We start from the raw sequence: 923 nt of genomic DNA on the forward strand, positions 1-923 counted from the left end.
AGGGAGGGAACGAGCATGACGGAACCGCTGGAGAAGCGCCTCGAGAAGGCCATGGCCGAACTGCAGTCGGCCCAGGAGGCTGTCGCACGCACCGAACGCGAGTTGCGGACGGCGTCGTTCGCGGCACTCTCCTCCGACCGTGCGGTCCGAGCCACCGCGGGACCGCAGGGTGAGCTGACCGGGATCGACTTCCTGGAGAACAAGTACCGCGACATGTCACCGCAGGAGTTGGCCGCCAGTGTTCTGGAGGCGGCGAACGCGGCGCGCCTCAAGATGAACCGCCATGTGATGAAGGCGATGGCGCCCTTCACCGAGCCCAGCAGCAACGTGCCGGAGCTCAAGGGCTTCGAGATGGACTGGGAGCGTATCTTCGGTCCCGAGGTGCTGCGCGAGGACGACGGGGACACGGCGCGTGATGCCCAGGCGGCGCCTGCCTGGCGCGACGCGATCGGCGAAGAGGGAGAGGACTGACGATGGGACAGCGGTACTACGTAGACCCGCATCGCATCGAGGCCCTGGCCAAGCAGTTGGAGGAGATCGGCGCCCTGACCAGGAGCATGACCGAGGAGTTCCTCGACGAGCTGGCGCCCACAGTCAACTGGCCCGGCACGGAGGGCGAGTTCGCGGAGAAGGCGAAGCCGCAGGAGCAGAAGGAACGGCAGACCACCAAGGACACCATGCTGTCCATCCGTGACGCGCTGGTGGGCATCACCGACGCCACGCTCGGCAACGTACGGATGATGAAGGACACCCGCGACCGCAACATCGAGAACGTCGAGCGGAACACCAGCCGCATCGACACCGATGGACTCGACGGCCCGGGCGGGCATGGGCGTCGCTGACCTCCGCGCCACAGGCCGCTCCCACGTCACGACGGGAGCGGCCGCTCCGTCCTGCCCGCGCGGGCACGAGGACGGCCCCCG

Annotated in this window: 2 protein-coding genes; both read left to right on the forward strand. The window is 68.0% G+C overall.

The genetic code is table 11. The annotated features are described in order from the left end of the window. Positions 1–15 precede the first annotated feature (15 nt). Positions 16–471 carry a YbaB/EbfC family nucleoid-associated protein gene (locus OG538_RS36175; RefSeq protein ID WP_014153545.1) on the forward strand — a complete coding sequence of 152 codons (456 nt, stop codon included), beginning with the start codon at positions 16–18 and terminating at the stop codon, positions 469–471. Between the two features lie 2 nt (positions 472–473). Next, complete coding sequence (locus OG538_RS36180) at positions 474–842, forward strand: hypothetical protein (RefSeq protein WP_406099877.1); 369 nt, start codon at positions 474–476, stop codon at positions 840–842. Positions 843–923: the final 81 nt, after the last annotated feature.

The sequence above is a fragment of the Streptomyces sp. NBC_01013 genome (assembly GCF_045162765.1).
Taxonomy (GTDB): Bacteria; Actinomycetota; Actinomycetes; order Streptomycetales; family Streptomycetaceae; genus Streptomyces.

Coding starts and splice junctions, on each gene's coding strand:
- OG538_RS36175 (WP_014153545.1), top strand. CDS start 16: ATGACGGAACCGCTGGAGAAGCGCCTCGAGAAGGCCATGGCCGAACTG.
- OG538_RS36180 (WP_406099877.1), top strand. CDS start 474: ATGGGACAGCGGTACTACGTAGACCCGCATCGCATCGAGGCCCTGGCC.